This is a genomic window from Stenotrophomonas sp. Steno-Z4 (genome assembly GCF_056393145.1).
This window is the reverse complement of the sequence record NZ_JBWJPC010000004.1, coordinates 1-16,608: the sequence shown is the minus strand read 5'-3', so window position 1 is coordinate 16,608 and position 16,608 is coordinate 1. Positions and strand designations below refer to the sequence as shown.

Annotated in this window: 18 protein-coding genes; 14 read left to right on the top strand and 4 right to left on the bottom strand. The window is 66.7% G+C overall.

What is annotated here, in order from left to right; translation table 11 throughout:
* Positions 1-48 precede the first annotated feature (48 nt).
* The 4 genes from AC06E7_RS10885 to flgA all read right to left on the bottom strand — a co-directional run bounded on the left by AC06E7_RS10885 (position 49) and on the right by flgA (position 2,704).
* Positions 49-1,278 (bottom strand): ATP-binding protein, encoded by a 1,230-nt coding sequence (locus AC06E7_RS10885; RefSeq protein ID WP_179197305.1) that lies wholly within the window; start codon positions 1,276-1,278, stop codon positions 49-51.
* A 44-nt stretch (positions 1,279-1,322) separates the two neighbouring features.
* On the bottom strand, positions 1,323-1,655 hold the full coding sequence (locus AC06E7_RS10880) for a flagellar protein FlgN (protein ID WP_473168603.1): 333 nt from the start codon (positions 1,653-1,655) through the stop codon (positions 1,323-1,325).
* A gap of 2 nt (positions 1,656-1,657) precedes the next feature.
* Positions 1,658-1,960 (bottom strand): flagellar biosynthesis anti-sigma factor FlgM, encoded by a 303-nt coding sequence (flgM, locus tag AC06E7_RS10875; RefSeq protein WP_068851758.1) that lies wholly within the window; start codon positions 1,958-1,960, stop codon positions 1,658-1,660.
* An 81-nt stretch (positions 1,961-2,041) separates the two neighbouring features.
* On the bottom strand, positions 2,042-2,704 hold the full coding sequence (flgA, locus tag AC06E7_RS10870) for a flagellar basal body P-ring formation chaperone FlgA (protein WP_184123695.1): 663 nt from the start codon (positions 2,702-2,704) through the stop codon (positions 2,042-2,044).
* Between the two features lie 105 nt (positions 2,705-2,809).
* Here flgA and AC06E7_RS10865 point away from each other — a divergent pair, with 105 nt between their 5' ends.
* The 14 genes from AC06E7_RS10865 to AC06E7_RS10800 all read left to right on the top strand — a co-directional run.
* Positions 2,810-3,754, top strand: a complete 945-nt coding sequence (locus AC06E7_RS10865; protein ID WP_068851752.1) for a chemotaxis protein — start codon at positions 2,810-2,812, stop codon at positions 3,752-3,754.
* A 419-nt stretch (positions 3,755-4,173) separates the two neighbouring features.
* The gene (gene flgB, locus AC06E7_RS10860; protein WP_068851748.1) at positions 4,174-4,569 is read left to right on the top strand and encodes a flagellar basal body rod protein FlgB; all 396 of its coding nucleotides are present in this window, start codon (positions 4,174-4,176) and stop codon (positions 4,567-4,569) included.
* 3 nt (positions 4,570-4,572) lie between these two features.
* Positions 4,573-4,980, top strand: a complete 408-nt coding sequence (flgC, locus tag AC06E7_RS10855; RefSeq protein WP_068851745.1) for a flagellar basal body rod protein FlgC — start codon at positions 4,573-4,575, stop codon at positions 4,978-4,980.
* Positions 4,981-5,006: 26 nt separating this feature from the next.
* Positions 5,007-5,687 carry a flagellar hook assembly protein FlgD gene (locus AC06E7_RS10850; protein ID WP_093532817.1) on the top strand — a complete coding sequence of 227 codons (681 nt, stop codon included), beginning with the start codon at positions 5,007-5,009 and terminating at the stop codon, positions 5,685-5,687.
* Between the two features lie 31 nt (positions 5,688-5,718).
* Positions 5,719-6,942 (top strand): flagellar hook protein FlgE, encoded by a 1,224-nt coding sequence (flgE, locus tag AC06E7_RS10845; protein ID WP_068851739.1) that lies wholly within the window; start codon positions 5,719-5,721, stop codon positions 6,940-6,942.
* A gap of 35 nt (positions 6,943-6,977) precedes the next feature.
* Positions 6,978-7,730: a flagellar basal body rod protein FlgF gene (locus AC06E7_RS10840; RefSeq protein WP_068851737.1), complete on the top strand. Its 753-nt coding sequence runs from the start codon at positions 6,978-6,980 to the stop codon at positions 7,728-7,730.
* 105 nt (positions 7,731-7,835) lie between these two features.
* Positions 7,836-8,621: a flagellar basal-body rod protein FlgG gene (flgG, locus tag AC06E7_RS10835; RefSeq protein ID WP_068851734.1), complete on the top strand. Its 786-nt coding sequence runs from the start codon at positions 7,836-7,838 to the stop codon at positions 8,619-8,621.
* A 22-nt stretch (positions 8,622-8,643) separates the two neighbouring features.
* A complete protein-coding gene (gene flgH / locus AC06E7_RS10830; RefSeq protein WP_478064635.1) occupies positions 8,644-9,336 on the top strand; it encodes a flagellar basal body L-ring protein FlgH in 693 nt (230 codons plus the stop codon).
* A gap of 8 nt (positions 9,337-9,344) precedes the next feature.
* Positions 9,345-10,487 (top strand): flagellar basal body P-ring protein FlgI, encoded by a 1,143-nt coding sequence (locus AC06E7_RS10825; RefSeq protein WP_254622045.1) that lies wholly within the window; start codon positions 9,345-9,347, stop codon positions 10,485-10,487.
* Entirely contained in the window at positions 10,487-11,710 is a 1,224-nt protein-coding gene (gene flgJ, locus AC06E7_RS10820; RefSeq protein WP_478064632.1) for a flagellar assembly peptidoglycan hydrolase FlgJ, read from the top strand. Before AC06E7_RS10825 ends, flgJ begins: the two co-directional genes overlap by 1 nt.
* Positions 11,711-11,718: 8 nt before the next feature.
* Positions 11,719-13,596: a flagellar hook-associated protein FlgK gene (gene flgK / locus AC06E7_RS10815; protein WP_210132474.1), complete on the top strand. Its 1,878-nt coding sequence runs from the start codon at positions 11,719-11,721 to the stop codon at positions 13,594-13,596.
* Positions 13,593-14,798, top strand: a complete 1,206-nt coding sequence (flgL, locus tag AC06E7_RS10810; protein WP_068851723.1) for a flagellar hook-associated protein FlgL — start codon at positions 13,593-13,595, stop codon at positions 14,796-14,798. The genes flgK and flgL overlap by 4 nt, the downstream gene beginning before the upstream one ends.
* Before the next feature lie 247 nt (positions 14,799-15,045).
* Positions 15,046-16,221, top strand: coding sequence for a flagellin (locus tag AC06E7_RS10805; protein ID WP_068851721.1), 1,176 nt, complete (start codon positions 15,046-15,048; stop codon positions 16,219-16,221).
* A 192-nt stretch (positions 16,222-16,413) separates the two neighbouring features.
* Positions 16,414-16,608: flagellin N-terminal helical domain-containing protein (locus AC06E7_RS10800; RefSeq protein ID WP_478064629.1), on the top strand; the 195-nt coding region annotated here is incomplete at its 3' end.

The following is a 16,608-nucleotide window of genomic DNA, read 5'->3' as shown; positions in this document are numbered from 1 at the left end:
TGAACCCAGCAACGCGCGGTAACGCATGAAAATGATCGGGACTGCGCTTTACCGCGGTTGCTTGATCGGCAACACCAAGCGGAATCGCGAACCCACGCCCGGGGTGCTGTCCAGGTCGATCCGCCCGTGGTGTTTGTTGATGATGCTGTAGGAGATCGACAGCCCCAGCCCGGTGCCGCTACCCACCGGCTTGGTGGTGAAGAACGGATCGAAGATGCGCTGGCGCAGGTCCGGCGAAATGCCGCCACCGGTGTCTTCGAATTCCACCCAGACGTAGTCGCCGTCCACGCCGGTGCGCACGGTGATGGTGCCGCGCTCGGCGATGGCGTGGCCGGCATTGAGCAGCAGGTTCATGTAGACCTGGTTGAGCTCGGACGGCAGGCATTCCACCAGCGGCAGCTGGCCGAACTCGCGGTGCAGCGTCACCTTGTACTTGAGCTCGTTCCAGATGATGTTGATCGTGGACTCAAGACCCGAGTGCAGGTCGACCAGCTTCCACGATTCGTCGCGTCCGGAATAGGAGAAGTCCTTCAGGTCACGCACGATCCGGGTGACCCGCTCGATGCCTTCGCGTGATTCGGCCATCAGCTGCGGCAGGTCGCGGCTGATGAAATCGATGTCGAAGCGGTTGCGGATATCGTCGATTTCGGGAATCAGCGCCTTCGGGTCCGGCGCGCGCAGTGCCCGCTCATAGGCTTCGATCACGGTGAACAGGCTGCGCAGGTATTCCTGCAGGCTGCCCAGGTTGGAGTGCACGTAGCCGATGGGATTGTTGATCTCGTGCGCGACGCCGGCGGCGAGCTGGCCGATGGAGGCCATCTTTTCCGACTGCAGCAGTTTTTCCTGGGTGCCGTTGAGGCGCAGGTAGGCCTGGCGCAGCTCGGCGTGGCGCTGCTGCAGCTCGCGTTCGTAGTCTTCCTGGCCTTCGATGCGACGGAACAGCGCCAGGTAGTGAAGCCGGCCGGCGTCTTCCTGCTGGTAGACATGTGCGATGACCATGCGTTCGCCCACGGGCAGGCTGCCGTTCCAGTGGCCGTGCAGGCGCGCATGCTCCAGTGCATCGGGCGGCAGCAGCTGGCGCAGCCATTGCGCGGGATCCACGCCGGCATCGATCTCGGCCTGGCCGAGCATGCCGCGCACGGCGGCGTTGGCCACGGCCACGCTGCCGTCATCACGGAACAGGAGCACGCCTTCGTTGATGCGCTCGAACAGCGCGAGCAGAACCGGCTGCGGCGGCAGCGGTGCGGTGACAAAAGTGGTGGGCGCGGTCACGGTCACATCGGGGCAGTCGAAACAGGTGCCCACTATATCCGTGTTGGCGCCTAGGCGACCGCCAGCGGCCTGCGCGTATGCAGGGTGTTGGCCTGGCCCTTGGCGTCGTACGCCGAGGAGGCTTCGCTGCGGCCCAGCTGGCGCAGTGCCCAGTTGACCTCGCGGCGGCGGCGCGCCAGCAGCACGCCGTTGGCGCGGTTGCGCTCGGCCAGCTCCTGCAGGCGTTCGTTCTGCCCCACCGGCAACACCTGCTCCAGCGCACGCAGCGCATCGAGCTTGGCGCTGGTGGCGCGGATCAGGGACTGGACGTCATGCTCCACCAAGGCCTGGCGTTCGACGTCCAAGGCATCGCTGAGGCGCTGCAATGGCTCGCTCATGGCCAGCTTCATTTCTGCAGCTGCTGGTCCAGCTCAAGCATGCGCGAGGCGATCGCGTCCGGATTGATCTTGTAGGTGCCGTTCTGCAGCGACTCGCGCACGGCCTGCACGCGGCCGGCATCGATCGCCGGGGCGGTGCTCAGTTCGCGCTGCAGCGCCTGCAGGCTGGTGGCCTCGCCGGTCAGCTTCAGGCTGTCGGCCGCTTCCACCGGCCGCGCCGGGGCATCGGTGCTCACGCTGGGCTTGTTACCCGGCGCAATGCTGCGCAGATGGGCGGTCGCCTGCAGGTTGCCGTCGATTTTCTGGCTCATGGGTTGTCCTGGGAGTTACGGTTCACAAGGGATAACGGCACGGGGGCCGGCATCTTTAGGAGATTTTGCGTGCTGGAGTGGTCAGCGCGTCACAAAAACGTCGCCGCTGGCCGCCACCGTGCCCTGGACCACCTTGCGTGACGACAGATTTTCCACGGATACGCGTTCATTTTCACCTGCATCGGCCAGAGCCTTCCCCGCCACCCGGACCTCGACCCCGCCAAAACGGGAGACCAGGGCGACGCTGTCGCCGCGCCGGATGAGACGCTGGGCGACCAGGTCGTTGGCCGACAGCAGGCTGCCGGCACTCAACGTACGCCGCGCCACCCGCCCCACCGCCACGGCCGGGTCGGCCAGGGCGGCACCGGCAATGCGGGCTACGTCTCGCTGTGCCGTGGTGATATCGGCCACCCCCAGCGTTTCTCCAGCGGCAATGCCCCGATTGAGGATCAGCACGGTCTGGTTGCGGCGCACCTTCACCGGTACGAACAGGCGCCAGCCGCCCGCGTCGGGGCAGCTGACCTCCACGGTGCTGGTGCCGGTGGGCTGGGCGCGCAGGTCCTGGCCGCAGGCCGGCAGGCGCAGCGCCGAATCCAGGGTGGTGTCGCCTTCGCTGCCCGCCGGCAACGTGGACAGCGCGGCGGCGCGGATGCTGTCCACCGGCTGCCAGCCGCCAGCGGCCTGGGCGTGCGGGGACGCACCTACCAACGCGATCAGCGCGACAACTATAGGAAGGATACGCATGGCGGCTCCGGGGCAAGGCACATGCGCAGCACCCTGCAAGGACCGTGCCGTTCATTCACGGCGCGCGGCGCTCAAGTGATTGCCAATGCCGCCGATACATCCCCCATGTCACATGACCTGCTCAACCGCATCGACCAGCGCACGCGCCTGGCGGGCCACAACCGCCTGGCCCTGCTGCTGTTCCGCCTTGGCGGACGTCAGCTTTTTGGCGTCAACGTGTTCAAGGTGCAGGAAGTCCTGCGCCGGCCGGACCTGTTCCAGGTACCCGGGCTGCCCAGCCAGTTCGCCGGCGTGGCCGACGTGCGCGGCCGCTCGGTACCGGTGCTGGACCTGGGCCTGGCGATCGGCCACCCCGAGCGCGAGCCGGACGCCGACAAGTCGCCGGGCTACCTGGTGGTGACCGAATTCAACCGCTCGATCCAGGGCTTCCTGGTCAGCGGCGTGGAGCGCATCGTCAACATCGCGGTCGAAGACATCCACCCGCCGCCGGAGCTGGGCGCCGAATCGAGCTACCTGACCGCCGTCACCCGCTTCCAGGGTGAGCTGATCCAGGTGATCGACGTGGAAAGCGTGCTGGCCGACATCGCCCAGGTGCGTGGCGAGGCCGTGCTGGACCCCTCGATGGCGCTGCCGGCCGACGCCCCGCAGCTGCAGGTGCTGGTGGTGGACGACTCGCGGGTTGCCCGCCAGCAGATCCGCAGCGTGCTGGACCAGCTGGGCGTGGGCGCCACCCTGCTCTCGGACGGCAAGCAGGCGCTGGACCACCTGCTGCAGATCCACGCCGCCGGCGAAAACCCGGCCGAGCGTTACGCCATGGTCATTTCGGACATCGAAATGCCGGCCATGGACGGCTACACCCTGACGACGGAAATCCGTCGCCATCCGGGCCTGGCCGGCCTGTACGTGCTGCTTCACACCTCCCTCTCGGGCGTATTCAACAACGCCATGGTCGAGCGGGTCGGCGCCAACGCCTTCGTGGCCAAGTATTCCCCACACGAACTGGCCGATTTCGTGCTGGATCGCCTGCGCAAGGTCGCCCTGGCGGCCTGACCGGCCGTTGACCTCGGTTGATTGATCCGGCCCCCAATGGGCCCGTATGAATTCGTAGCCCCGGCCGTTGGCCGGGCACCGCGCGCAGCGCGGCCCAAGGGTCCGGAGCCTGACAGGCTGTCGGTCGCGACCGTACGTCCGGGTGTGCAACCAGAACGAAACCGTGTATCAGGCGACATGAACGCCTGACGGGCGGCTTCGGAACCTCTAAACGCCGGGATGTTGGCCGCGATCGATAACCCGCCGGCTTCGGACGCTTGGGCCGCGCTGCGCGCGGTTTCCGGCCAACGGCCGGGGCTACGAATTCATACGGGCCCATTGGGATCCCGGTCAATCAACCAAGGCCTTCGGTTCGGCGCGGTTGCCCGTTCTGGCACGGCCCTTGCAGCCTCCCCCACATCGTCCCGTGGGAGAGCGCCATGCCCAACCTGATTTCCGACTATCTGGGTGTCCATGCCCAGGCCATGCCGTTGCGCGAGCAGCGGATGAAGCTGATTGCCAGCAACCTGAGCAATGCCGATACCCCCGGGTACAAGGCCCAGGACCTGGACTTCGATGCCGCCCTGCGCAATGCCCAGGGTGCCGACAGCAACGGGCTCATGCGGACCACCAATGAGCAGCACTTCAGCATCGGCGGTGGGCTCAACCCGTTCCAGATCACCAAGGAAGGCGTGCAGCCGAGCATCGACGGCAACACCGTCGATCCCGATGCCGAGCGCGCCGCCTATGGCCGCGCCGCGCTGGAATATCGCGCCTCGCTGAGCTTCGTCGAATCCAAGGTGCGCTCCATGCTCACCGCGATCACGGGGCAATAAGCCATGAGCAACCTGCCCATCTTCGATATCGCCGGCTCCGCGCTGCAGGCCCAGTCCGTGCGCATGAGCACGCTGGCCTCCAACCTGTCCAACGCCGACACCGTCGCCGGCTCGGCCGATGCCGTGTACAAGCCGCTCGAGCCGATCTTCCAGTCGGTCACCAGCCGCACCGACCCGAACATCACCACCGTCCAGGTCAAGGAAATCAGCCAGAGCAACGCCGCGCCGATCAAGCGCTACGAGCCCGGCCACCCGCTGGCCGATGGCGATGGCTACATCTACCAGCCCGATGTCGACCCCGTCGCCCAGATGGTCAACCTGATCTCGACCTCGCGCAACTACCAGGCCGGCGTGGAGATGCTCACCACCGCCAAGGAACTGGCGCTGGCCACCCTGACCATGGGTCGCTGACCCTTCTTATTGCAGGACATACCGTCATGAGCAGCACCAGCGGCGTCGGCAACACCGACATCTACAGCGCCTTGGGCCTGAACGCACCCAACAGCAGCACCACCAAGAAGAAGGACACCCTGGACCAGGCCGACTTCCTGCGCCTGATGACCGAGCAGCTGCAGCACCAGGATCCGCTCAAGCCCATGGACAACACCCAGATGGTGGCGCAGATGGCGCAGCTGTCGCAGGTGCAGGGCATCAATGACCTCAACAGCACCGTCCAGGGCTTCCAGGAATCGATGGCCGGCGACCAGGTGCTGCGCGGCGCGGCGCTGGTCGGCCATGACGTGCTGGTGCCCTCCACCAAGTGGCAGCTGGAAACCGAAGGCGATACCAGCGGCATGGTCGCTGCGCCCGGCGCCGGCTACGTCACCGTGGACATCACCGACGCCAACGGCGTGAAGGTGACCCAGCTCAGCGTGGAAGCCAAGGAAGCCGGCGAAGTGACCTTCAACTGGGATGGCAAGGATGCCAACGGCAACCGCATGGCCGCCGGCAGCTACACCATCGCCGCCACCCACACCGACAGCGCCGGCACCCAGACCAAGATCAACACCTACGTCGAAGCACCGGTGGAAAGCGTCACCGTCGGCTCGGACGGCCTCTACCTCAACCTCAAGGGCCTGGGCACGGCCCCGATCGACTACGTGCTGCGCGTCAGCTGAGTCCCTTCGTCACGCATCCAAGGAGAATCCCATGGGCTTCAACATCTCGCTGTCCGGCATCAATGCCGCCAATGCCGACCTGAACGTCACCGCGAACAACATCGCCAACGTCAACACCACCGGCTTCAAGGAATCGCGCGCCGAGTTCGCCGACCTGTTCTCGGCCACCAGCTATGGCCTGTCCAAGAATGCAGTAGGTTCGGGCGTGCGCCTGACCAACGTGGCCCAGCAGTTCTCGCAGGGCAACAACGAGCAGACCGGGCGCAGCCTGGACATGGCGATCTCCGGCGAAGGCTTCTTCACCATGAGCATGAACGGCGCCCGCGTGTACTCGCGCGCCGGCAACTTCCAGACCGACCAGGCCGGCTACGTGACCAACCCGCAGGGTGCGCGCCTGCAGGTGTTCGCGCCCAACGCCGACGGCACCAGCTTCGACAGCGGCCGCCTGACCGACCTGCAGCTGCTCACCACCGACAGCCCGCCCAAGCAGACCGGCAAGGTCAACGTGGCGTTCACCCTGCCGGCCAACGCCAAGCAGCCGACCCTGGCCACGTTCGACCCGACCGATTCCAACAGCTACAACCAGTCCACCGGCGGCATCACCGTGTACGACTCGCTGGGCGTGAGCCACACCCAGACCTCGTACTTCGTCAAGACGGCCACCGCCAACGAATGGCAGGTCTACAACTACGTCGATGGCCAGGCCGTGGGCACCCCGACCACGTTGACCTTCAACGATGCCGGCGCGCTGACCACCCCGGCCAACGGCCAGATCGTGATGGACCCGTTCACCCCGACCACCGGCGCCGGCACCCTGGCGATGACCCTGGATGTCACCGGGTCGACCCAGTACGGCGAGAAGTTCGCGCTGCGCAACACCCAGCAGGACGGCTACGCCGCCGGCAAGCTCAACGAAATCACCGTGTCCGAAGAGGGCGTGGTCTATGCCCGCTACACCAACGGCGACGACAAGCCGCTGGGCCAGGTCGCGCTCACCACCTTCAACAACTCGCAGGGCCTGGAAGCCAAGGGCAACAACCTGTGGGTGGAAACCTTCAGCTCCGGCACCCCGCGTACCGGCGCGCCCGACAGCTCCAACCTGGGCAAGGTGCAGGCCGGTTCGCTGGAAGCCTCCACGGTCGACCTGACCGAGCAGCTGGTGAACATGATCACCGCCCAGCGCAACTTCCAGGCCAACTCGCAGATGGTCTCCACGATGGACCAGATCACCCAGACCATCATCAACATCCGTTGATGAGCCACTGATCGCAGCAGCACGGGAATACAACGATGGACAAGGCGCTCTACGTCGCGATGACCGGTGCACGTGCGTCCCTGCAGGCGCAGGGAACGCTGTCGCACAACCTGGCCAACACCGATACGCCTGGATTCAAGGAAGCCCTCGCCAATACCGAGGCCTTCCCGATCAAGGGTGCCGGCTATGCCTCGCGCGTGGATGCCCTGCACGTGGACGCCGGCTTCAACCGGCGCCAGGGCGCACAGCACATCACCGGCAACGCGCTGGACCTGTCGCTGGACGCAGGCAACTGGCTGGCGGTGCAGGCGCCGACCGGGGGCGGTGAGGCCTATACCCGCGGTGCATCGCTGTCGATCACGCCCAATGGCCAGCTGGTGACCGCCGGCGGCCATCCGGTGCTGGACGAGAACGGGGCCCCGATCGCGATTCCGCCGCACCAGGCGATGGACATCGGCAACGACGGCACCATCTCGATCATCCCGCAGGGCGAAGGCCCGCAGACCATGGCGGTGATCGGCCGCCTGCGCGTGGTCGCTGCCGAGGATGCGCGGCTGGAGCGCGGGCTGGACGGGTTGATGCGCAACACCGACCCGCAGCAGCCGTTCGTGCAGGCCCAGGGCAAGTCGCTGGACAGTGGCCAGCTCGAAGGCAGCAACGTGGATGCCGCCGGCGCGCTGGTGCAGATGATCCAGCTGCAGCGGCAATACGAAATGCAGGTGAAGGTGATCAAGCACGGCGATGAAAACGCCCGCAGCGCCAACTCCCTGCTGCGCCTGGGCAGCTGACCGGCCGCCCCGACGTAATTCCGGCGCGGTTGTGGCACGCGCCATGCATCAGCCAGGACAACGGCCACCCCACGTGGCCACCCGCATCAACACAGGAACAAGGCCATGAACCAGGCATTGTGGATAGCCAAGACCGGACTGGATGCGCAGCAGACGCGCATGTCGGTGGTTTCCAACAACCTCGCCAACACCAACACCACCGGCTTCAAGCAGGACCGTGCCAGCTTCGAAGACCTGCTGTACCAGCAGGTACGCCAGCCCGGCGGTTCTTCGTCGGCACAGACGCAGCTGCCCACCGGCCTGCAGCTGGGTACCGGCGTGCGCGTGGTGGCCACCTCCAAGAACTTCGAACAGGGCAGCCAGCAGCAGACCGGCCGCGCCCTGGACGTGATGGTGAACGGCCGCGGCTTCTTCGAAGTGCAGATGCCCGATGGTTCGTCGGCGTATACCCGCGACGGCTCGTTCCAGCGCAACCAGCAGGGCGAACTGGTCACCAACAGCGGCTATCCGGTGCAGCCGGGCATCCAGATTCCGGAGGGCGCGCAGTCGCTCACCATCGGCACCGACGGCACCATCAGCGTGAAGATGGCCGACGACGCCGCCTCGGTCGAAATCGGCGCGCTGACCCTTACCGACTTCGTCAATCCGGCCGGCCTGCAGGCACGCGGTGAAAACCTGTTCCTGGAAACCACCGCCTCGGGCCCCGCACAGAACGGCAACCCCGGCCTGAACGGCCTGGGCAGCGTGGTGCAGGGTGCACTGGAAGGCAGCAACGTCAACGTGGTCGAAGAGCTGGTGTCGATGATCGAAACCCAGCGCGCCTACGAAATGAACGCCAAGGCGATCTCCACTACCGACTCCATGCTCGGCTACCTCAACAACAACGTCTGATCGGTTGAACCGGGAACCTGCCATGTCGCCTCTGCGCCCTACCCTTCGCCTGCTGCTTGCCAGCGCCATGACCGCCCTGCTCGGCGGCTGCGTCATCGCGGGCGATGTGCGCCCGTATCCGGCAATGGCGCCGGTCGTGCCCGTGGTCGCGCCCAGCGCGCCGGCCACCGCCGGGGCGATCTACGCCTCGGGCCCCGGCCTGCAGCTGTATTCGGACCGCCGCGCACGTGATGTCGGCGACCTGCTGACCATCACCCTGACCGAAAGCACCACCGCGCAGACCACCGCCAACACCAGTACCGACAAGGAATCCAACCTCGCGCTGGGCACGCCCACGCTGTTCGGTGCGCCGGTGACGCTGGGCGGCAAGGACATCCTGGGCGCCAGCGCGACCGGCTCGAGAGACTTCACGGGCAAGGGCACCAGCGCGCAGAGCAACCGCCTGCAGGGCAGCGTGACGGTGACCGTGATGCAGCGCCTGCCCAACGGCAACCTGGTCGTGCAGGGGGCCAAGAACCTGCGGCTGAACCAGGGCGACGAACTGGTGCAGGTGCAGGGCATCGTGCGCGCGGCGGACATCTTCCCGGACAACACCATTCCCTCCAGCCGCGTGGCCGATGCACGCATCGTGTACGGCGGTCGTGGCCCGGTCGCCCAGTCCAATGCGATGGGCTGGCTGAGTCGTTTCTTCAACTCGGCGCTGGTGCCGTTCTGAGGCTGATGATGAAATTCTTTCTTCGGTTGGTTGTTCAGCCACGCACGGCGTGGCTCTACGCGGTTGTCATCGCCGCTTCCGTTCTGGGTGTTGCGGCGCCTGCCTCCGCTGAGCGGATCAAGGACCTGGCGCAGGTGGGCGGCGTGCGCGGCAATGCGCTGGTCGGCTACGGCCTGGTGGTCGGCCTGGATGGCAGCGGTGACCGCACCAGCCAGGCCCCCTTCACCGTGCAGAGCCTGAAGAACCTGCTGGGCGAGCTGGGCGTGAATGTGCCGGCCAACGTCAATCCGCAGCTGAAGAATGTGGCTGCCGTGGCGATCCACGCCGAGCTGCCGCCGTTCGCCAAACCGGGCCAGCCGATCGACATCACCGTGTCCTCGATCGGCAACGCGGTGTCGCTGCGTGGCGGTTCCCTGCTGATGGCGCCGCTGCGCGGTGCCGATGGCCAGGTCTACGCCATCGCCCAGGGCAACCTGGTGGTGGGCGGCTTCGGCGCACAGGGCAAGGATGGCTCGCGGGTATCGGTCAACGTGCCCAGCGTGGGCCGCATTCCCAACGGTGCCACGGTCGAACGCGCCCTGCCCGACGTGTTCAGCGCTGGCGGCGAAATCACGCTCAACCTGCACAAGAACGACTTCACCACGGTGTCGCGCATGGTCGCCGCGCTGAACAACGCCTTCGGCGATGGCGCCGCGCGCGCCGTGGACGGCGTCACCGTGGCGGTGCAGTCGCCCCAGGACCCGGGCGCGCGCATCGGCCTGCTGGCCCGCATTGAAAACCTGGAACTCACCCCCGGCACCGCGCCGGCCAAGGTGGTGGTCAACTCGCGTACCGGCACCGTGGTCATCGGCGCGCAGGTGCGGGTCGGCGCGGCGGCCATCTCGCACGGTTCGCTGACCGTGACGATCAACGAAAACACCAACGTCAGCCAGCCCAATGCCTTCGCCGGTGGCCAGACCGTGGCCACGCCGCAGTCCACCATCACCGCCACCAACGATGGCAGCCGCATGTTCAAGTTCAACGGCGGCAGCACCCTGGATGAGATCGTGCACGCGGTCAATGCGGTGGGCGCCGCCCCGGGCGACCTGATCGCGATCCTGGAGGCGCTCAAGCAGGCCGGCGCGCTGAGTGCCGAACTCGAGGTGATCTGATGCGCATCCAACCGTCACTGGAGCTCAATCCGGCCCAGGCCAACAGCCCGGCCAAGGTCGACAAGGTCGCGCGCCAGCTGGAAGGCCAGTTCGCGCAGATGCTGGTCAAGAGCATGCGCGATGCCAGTTTCGGCGATTCGCTGCTGCCCGGCGAAAACCAGATGTTCCGCGACATGTACGACCAGAAGATCGCCGAAGCGATGACCAAGGGCCGCGGCCTGGGGCTGTCGGCGATGATCTCGCGCCAGCTCGGCGGTGGCGGGACCGAGGCCACCACGCCCACCGACACCAGCCTGAATCCCGCGGCGGCGCTGCGCGCCTACCGGCTCAACGCGCCGGCCGCTGCGCCGATGGCCCTGCCCGCTTCCGGTGCAGCGCCTTCCGCACCAAGCGAAGTCGACCTGCTGCAGCAGCTTGGCGGGCAGGCACCGTCGGCGGTGCTGCAGCCGATGGAGCGTGCGCTGGACCTGATTGCCGGACGTGAAAGCAGCCAGATGCATGAAGCGATCGGCCGCAGCGATCCGTACGGCGCCGCGCCCGCCACCGATACGTCCGGCGAAAACTGGGCAATGGCCGACGACCGTTGGCGCGACGTCGGCACCACCGCCGCCACCACCGGCCCCAGCGCCGTGGATACGCTGGCCGGCAGCACTGCCGCCGCCCAGCTTGGCGCACATACCCCCGAAGGCTTCGTGGCCAGCATCTGGGGCCACGCGCAGCAGGCCGCGCGCGAACTGGGCGTGGACGCCAAGGCGCTGGTCGCCCAGGCCGCGCTGGAAACCGGCTGGGGCCGCAAGCTGGTGCAGCGCAATGGCGGCGGCAGCTCGCACAACCTGTTCGGCATCAAGGCCAGCGGCTGGAACGGCGAGCGGGCCACCAGCGGCACCCACGAATACGTCGATGGCGTGCGCCGCAATGAAACTGCCAGTTTCCGGGCCTACGGCTCGGTCGGCGACAGTTTTGCCGACTACGTGAAACTGCTCAAGAACAGCCCGCGCTACCAGAACGCGCTGCAGGCCGGCGGCGATGTCCGTGGCTTCGCCCAGGGCCTGCAGAAGGCCGGCTACGCCACCGACCCCAGCTACGCGGCCAAGATCGCCGCGATCGCCGGCGGCCCGACCATCGAGCGCGCCATCGCCGCCGTGGGCGATGCCAGCCAGCGCCTGGGCCGCACCTTTGCCAGCACCGCCAGCCCCGCCGGGCTGGGGGCAATCCGTCGTTGAGGTAACCCATGTCCGTACTTTCCACCGGCACCAGCGCCCTGCTCGCCTTCCAGCGCGCACTGGCCACCACCAGCCATAACGTCGCCAACATCAACACGCCCGGCTACAGCCGGCAGAAGGTGGACTTCGCCACCGCCAGCCCGCAGAACCTGGGCTATGGCGATATCGGCAACGGCACCCGCATCACCGACGTGCGCCGCGTGGCCGACCAGCTGGCGATCTCGCGGCTGCTCGACAGCAGCGGCGAACTGGCGCGGCTGAAGCAGCTGTCCACCCTGGCCGACCGCGTGGATTCACTGTTCTCCGATACCGCCACCAATGTGTCCGGCGTGTGGTCGAACTTCTTCGACACAGTCAGCGGCCTGTCCTCCAATGCCTCGGGCACCGCCGACCGCCAGAACGTGCTGGACAACGCCGGCACCCTGGCCAGCCGCTTCAAGCAGCTCAACGAAAGCCTCAATTCGCTCAATGGCGAGGTCAACAACGGCCTGATCGCCGGCGCCTCCGAAGTGAACCGGCTGGCAGCGGAAATCGCCCAGCTCAACGGCGCCATCGGCAGCAATGCCAATACCGCCGCACCGGACCTGCTCGACCGCCGCGACCAGCTGGTGGCCAACCTGATCGGCTACACCGGCGGCACCGCGGTGATCCAGGACGGCGGCTTCATGAACGTCTATACCGCTGGCGGCCAGGCCGTGGTGGTGGGCACCACCGCCAGCAAGGTCACCACCGTCACCGACCCCTACCAGCCCGAGCGCCTGCAGCTGGCGATGGAAACCCAGGGCCAGAAGATCACCCTGGATCCGAAGAGCCTGGGCGGCCAGATCGGCGGCCTGCTCGAATTCCGCGATTCAGTGCTCACCCCCACACAGGCCGAGCTGGGCAAGCTCGCCGTGGGCCTGGCCAGCAGCTTCAACGACACCCACCACCAGGGCGTTGACCTGTACGGCAACATGGGCGGCGATTTCTTCAACTACGGCAGCCCGCGCGTCACCGGCAACACCGGCAATACCGGCACCGCCAGCTTCAGCGCCAGCTTCGGCGACCTGTCCAAGCTGGACGGCCAGAACATCGTGCTGAAGTTCGACGGCGGTGCGTGGCAGGCAACGCGCGCCGACACCGGTGCGGCCGTGCCGATGACCGGCACCGGCACCGCCGCCGACCCGCTGGTGCTCAACGGCGTGGAAATGGTGATGTCCGGCACCCCGGCACAGAACGACCGCTTCCTGCTGCAGCCCACCGCCGGCGTGGCCGGCACCCTGTCGGTGGCGATCACCGATACCTCGCGCATTGCCGCGGCTGCGCCGATCAAGGCCGCCGCAGGCCTGGGCAACACCGGCACCGGCAAGGTCAGCGGCGTAGCGGTGAGCGACTACACCAACGCCAACCTGCGCAATCCCGCCGCGATCGTGTTCACCAGCGCCACCGAATACACCATCGATGGCACCGGGCCGTTTACCTATACCGCGGGGCAGACCATCAGCGCCAATGGCTGGAGCTTCGTGCTTGATGGCGCGCCGAAGGTCGGCGACAGCTTCAACATCAGCCCCACCCCGGCCGGCTCCAGCGACAACAGCAACGCGCTGCTGCTGGCCAAGGTGGAGGACGCCAAGACCTTCAACGCCGGCACGGTCACGCTCAACGGTGCCCTGGGTGGCCTGACCACGCTGGTGGGCTCGGCCGCACGCGCGGCCGACTACTCGCTGCAGGCCCAGCAGGTCATCACCGACCAGGCACAGGCCTCGCGCGACTCGGTATCCGGGGTCAACCTGGACGAAGAAGCCGCCGACATGCTCCGGCTGCAGCAGGCCTACCAGGCCGCCTCGCAGCTGATTTCCACTGCCGACACCATGTTCCAGACCATCCTGGGAGCCGTTTCGCGATGAACAACCGAATCTCCACCGGGATGATGTTCAACCAGTCCATCTCGATGATGATGGCCAAGCAGAGCAAGATGAACCACCTGGAGCAGCAGTTGGCCACCGGCAAGAAGCTGGTCAGCGCCAAGGACGACCCGGTCGCCGCGGGCACCGCGGTCGGCCTGGACCGCGCCGTGGCCGAGCTGGACCGCTTCGCCCGCAATGGCGACGTGGTGGAGAACCGCCTGGGCCTGCAGGAAAACGCACTGGCACAGGCCGGCGAAATGATGGCCCATATCACCGAGCTGACCATCCAGGCCAACAACCCGGCACTGTCGGCGGCCGACCTGAAGTCGATCGCCTCGGAACTGAAGAGCGTGCGCGACGGCCTGCTGTCGCTGGCCAATTCCACCGACGGCACCGGCCGCTACCTGTTCGGCGGCACCGACGACGCCGATGCGCCGTTCAAGCTCAGCAATGGCGTGGTCACCTACAACGGCGACCAGACCCAGCGCCAGGTGGAAGTGGCCCCGGACACCTTCGTCAAGGACGCCCTGCCCGGCAGCGAGATCTTCCTGCGCATCCGCACCGGCGATGGCACCCTGGACGGCAGCGCAGCCGGCACCAACACCGGCACCGGCGTGCTCACCACCTTTGGCCGCGACCCGGCTTCCGGCAACTGGGATGGGGCCAGCTACACCCTGCGCTTCACCGGCCCGGACGCCTATGAAGTGGTGGATGCAACCAATACCGTGGTCAAGACCGGCGCCTTCAAGGCCGGCGAAGACATCACGTTCGAAGGCGTTTCCATGCGGATCGAAGGCGAACCCAAGGCCGGCGACAGCTTCGGCATCGGCGCCGCCGACGCCCGCGACATCTTCTCCACCCTGGACGGCATGATCAACGCGCTGGACAACGCCGCCGACGACCCGACCGCCGTGGCCCGCCAGCAGAACATCCTGCAGGCCGGCATCCGTGACGTGGCCCGTGCCTCGGAGAAGTTCATCGACGCCCGCGCCGCCGGCGGTGCGCAGCTCAAGGCCATCGACGATGCCGGCGCCCTGCGCGACGCCAACGGCGTGACCCTGAAGACCACCCTGTCGGCCATGCGCGACCTCGACTACGCCGAAGCCATCGGCCAGTACCAGCTGGAACAGATTTCCCTGCAGGCCGCGCAGACCATTTTCACCCAGATGCAGCAGATGTCGCTGTTCAACGCGATCCGCTGACATAGCGCGCACGCCGGGCGCAAAACGCCCCGCGCTGCAGGCTGTTGCGCGTGTTCCGGCCCCTGCCGGACGCGCGCAACCACCGACCATCACCCCACCCGGGTGATGTTTTCTGCGTATTTTTTCTCAAGGCTTCGCGCCAACCGCCGTTATCTCTCCTGCAACAGCTGCATCCGGCACGGGTGCGGACTCTGCGTCAACTCCGGGTGCACGCCGCGGCCGGAACTTGCCCACAGGAAAGAGAAAAATGGCACAAGTAATCAATACCAACGTGATGTCGCTGAACGCTCAGCGCAACCTGTCGACCAGCGGTTCCAGCCTGGCCACCACGATCCAGCGCCTGTCCTCGGGCCTGCGCATCAACAGCGCCAAGGACGACGCCGCCGGCCTGGCGATTTCCGAGCGTTTCAGCACCCAGATCCGCGGCCTGGACGTTGCGGTTCGCAATGCCAACGACGGCATCTCGCTGGCCCAGACCGCCGAAGGCGCGATGGTGGAAATCGGCAACAACCTGCAGCGTATCCGCGAACTGTCGGTGCAGTCGGCCAACGCCACCAACTCCGACAGCGACCGTGAAGCGCTGAACGCCGAAGTCAACCAGCTGGTCTCGGAAATCGACCGCGTCTCCCGCCAGACCAACTTCAACGGCACCAAGCTGCTGGACGGTTCGTTCTCCGGCGCGCTGTTCCAGATCGGCGCCGATTCGGGCCAGACCATCGGCATCAACAGCATCGTCAACTCCAGCACCTCGGAGCTGGGCAACGGCCTGTACGCTGCCAAGCAGACCTCGACCGCAGCGGCCCTGACCGGCACCGCGACGGCCGCGGGCACTGTCAGCGACATGGAAATCAATGGCGTTGCCATTGCTGCCGTGGACGTTGCCGTGGGCGACAAGGCCGCCGACGTCAGCAAGAAGGTGGTCAATGCCATCAACGACAAGATGGACCAGACCGGCGTGTACGCCTCGCTGGACAAGGACGGCAAGCTGGAACTGACCTCGCTGAAGTCGGGCAAGGATTTCGAGTTCACCACCGCCACCACCGATGCCACCGGCCTGACCGTGGCCATGGCCGGCATTGGCGCCACCGCCGATGCGGACGCCCGTGACACCGTCAGCGGCGTGGACATCTCCTCGGTCGCCGGTGCCCAGAAGGCGCTGTCGATCGTGGACGACGCCCTGAAGGCGGTGAACTCCTCGCGTGCCGACATGGGTGCGATCCAGAACCGCTTCACCTCCACCATCGCCAACCTGAACACCACCTCGGAAAACCTGTCGGCCTCGCGCAGCCGTATCCGCGACACCGACTACGCCAAGGAAACCGCCGAACTGACCCGCACGCAGATCCTGCAGCAGGCCGGCACCGCGATGCTGGCCCAGGCCAACCAGTCGCCCTCGAGCGTCATGAGCCTGCTGAACGGCTGATCCCGCACCAGCACGCGCCACAGAAAACCCCGCTCCGGCGGGGTTTTTTGTTGACAAACGCAAATTTCGCCCGCTGGGCCCTAAAGGTTCCGGCCGGGGTGTCGTTAATGATTTCAACCAGGGCACATCGCCCATTGCCTCCCCCGGGGCACCCCAAAAACCAGCAGTACCTTCGTATCCAGGAGCACGGAAATGGCACAAGTCATCAACACCAATGTGATGTCGCTGAACGCACAGCGCAATCTGTCGACCAGCGGTTCCAGCCTGGCTACCACCATCCAGCGCCTGTCCTCGGGCCTGCGCATCAACAGCGCCAAGGACGACGCCGCCGGCCTGGCGATCTCCGAGCGCTTCAGCACCCAGATCCGTGGCCTGGACGTTGCGGTT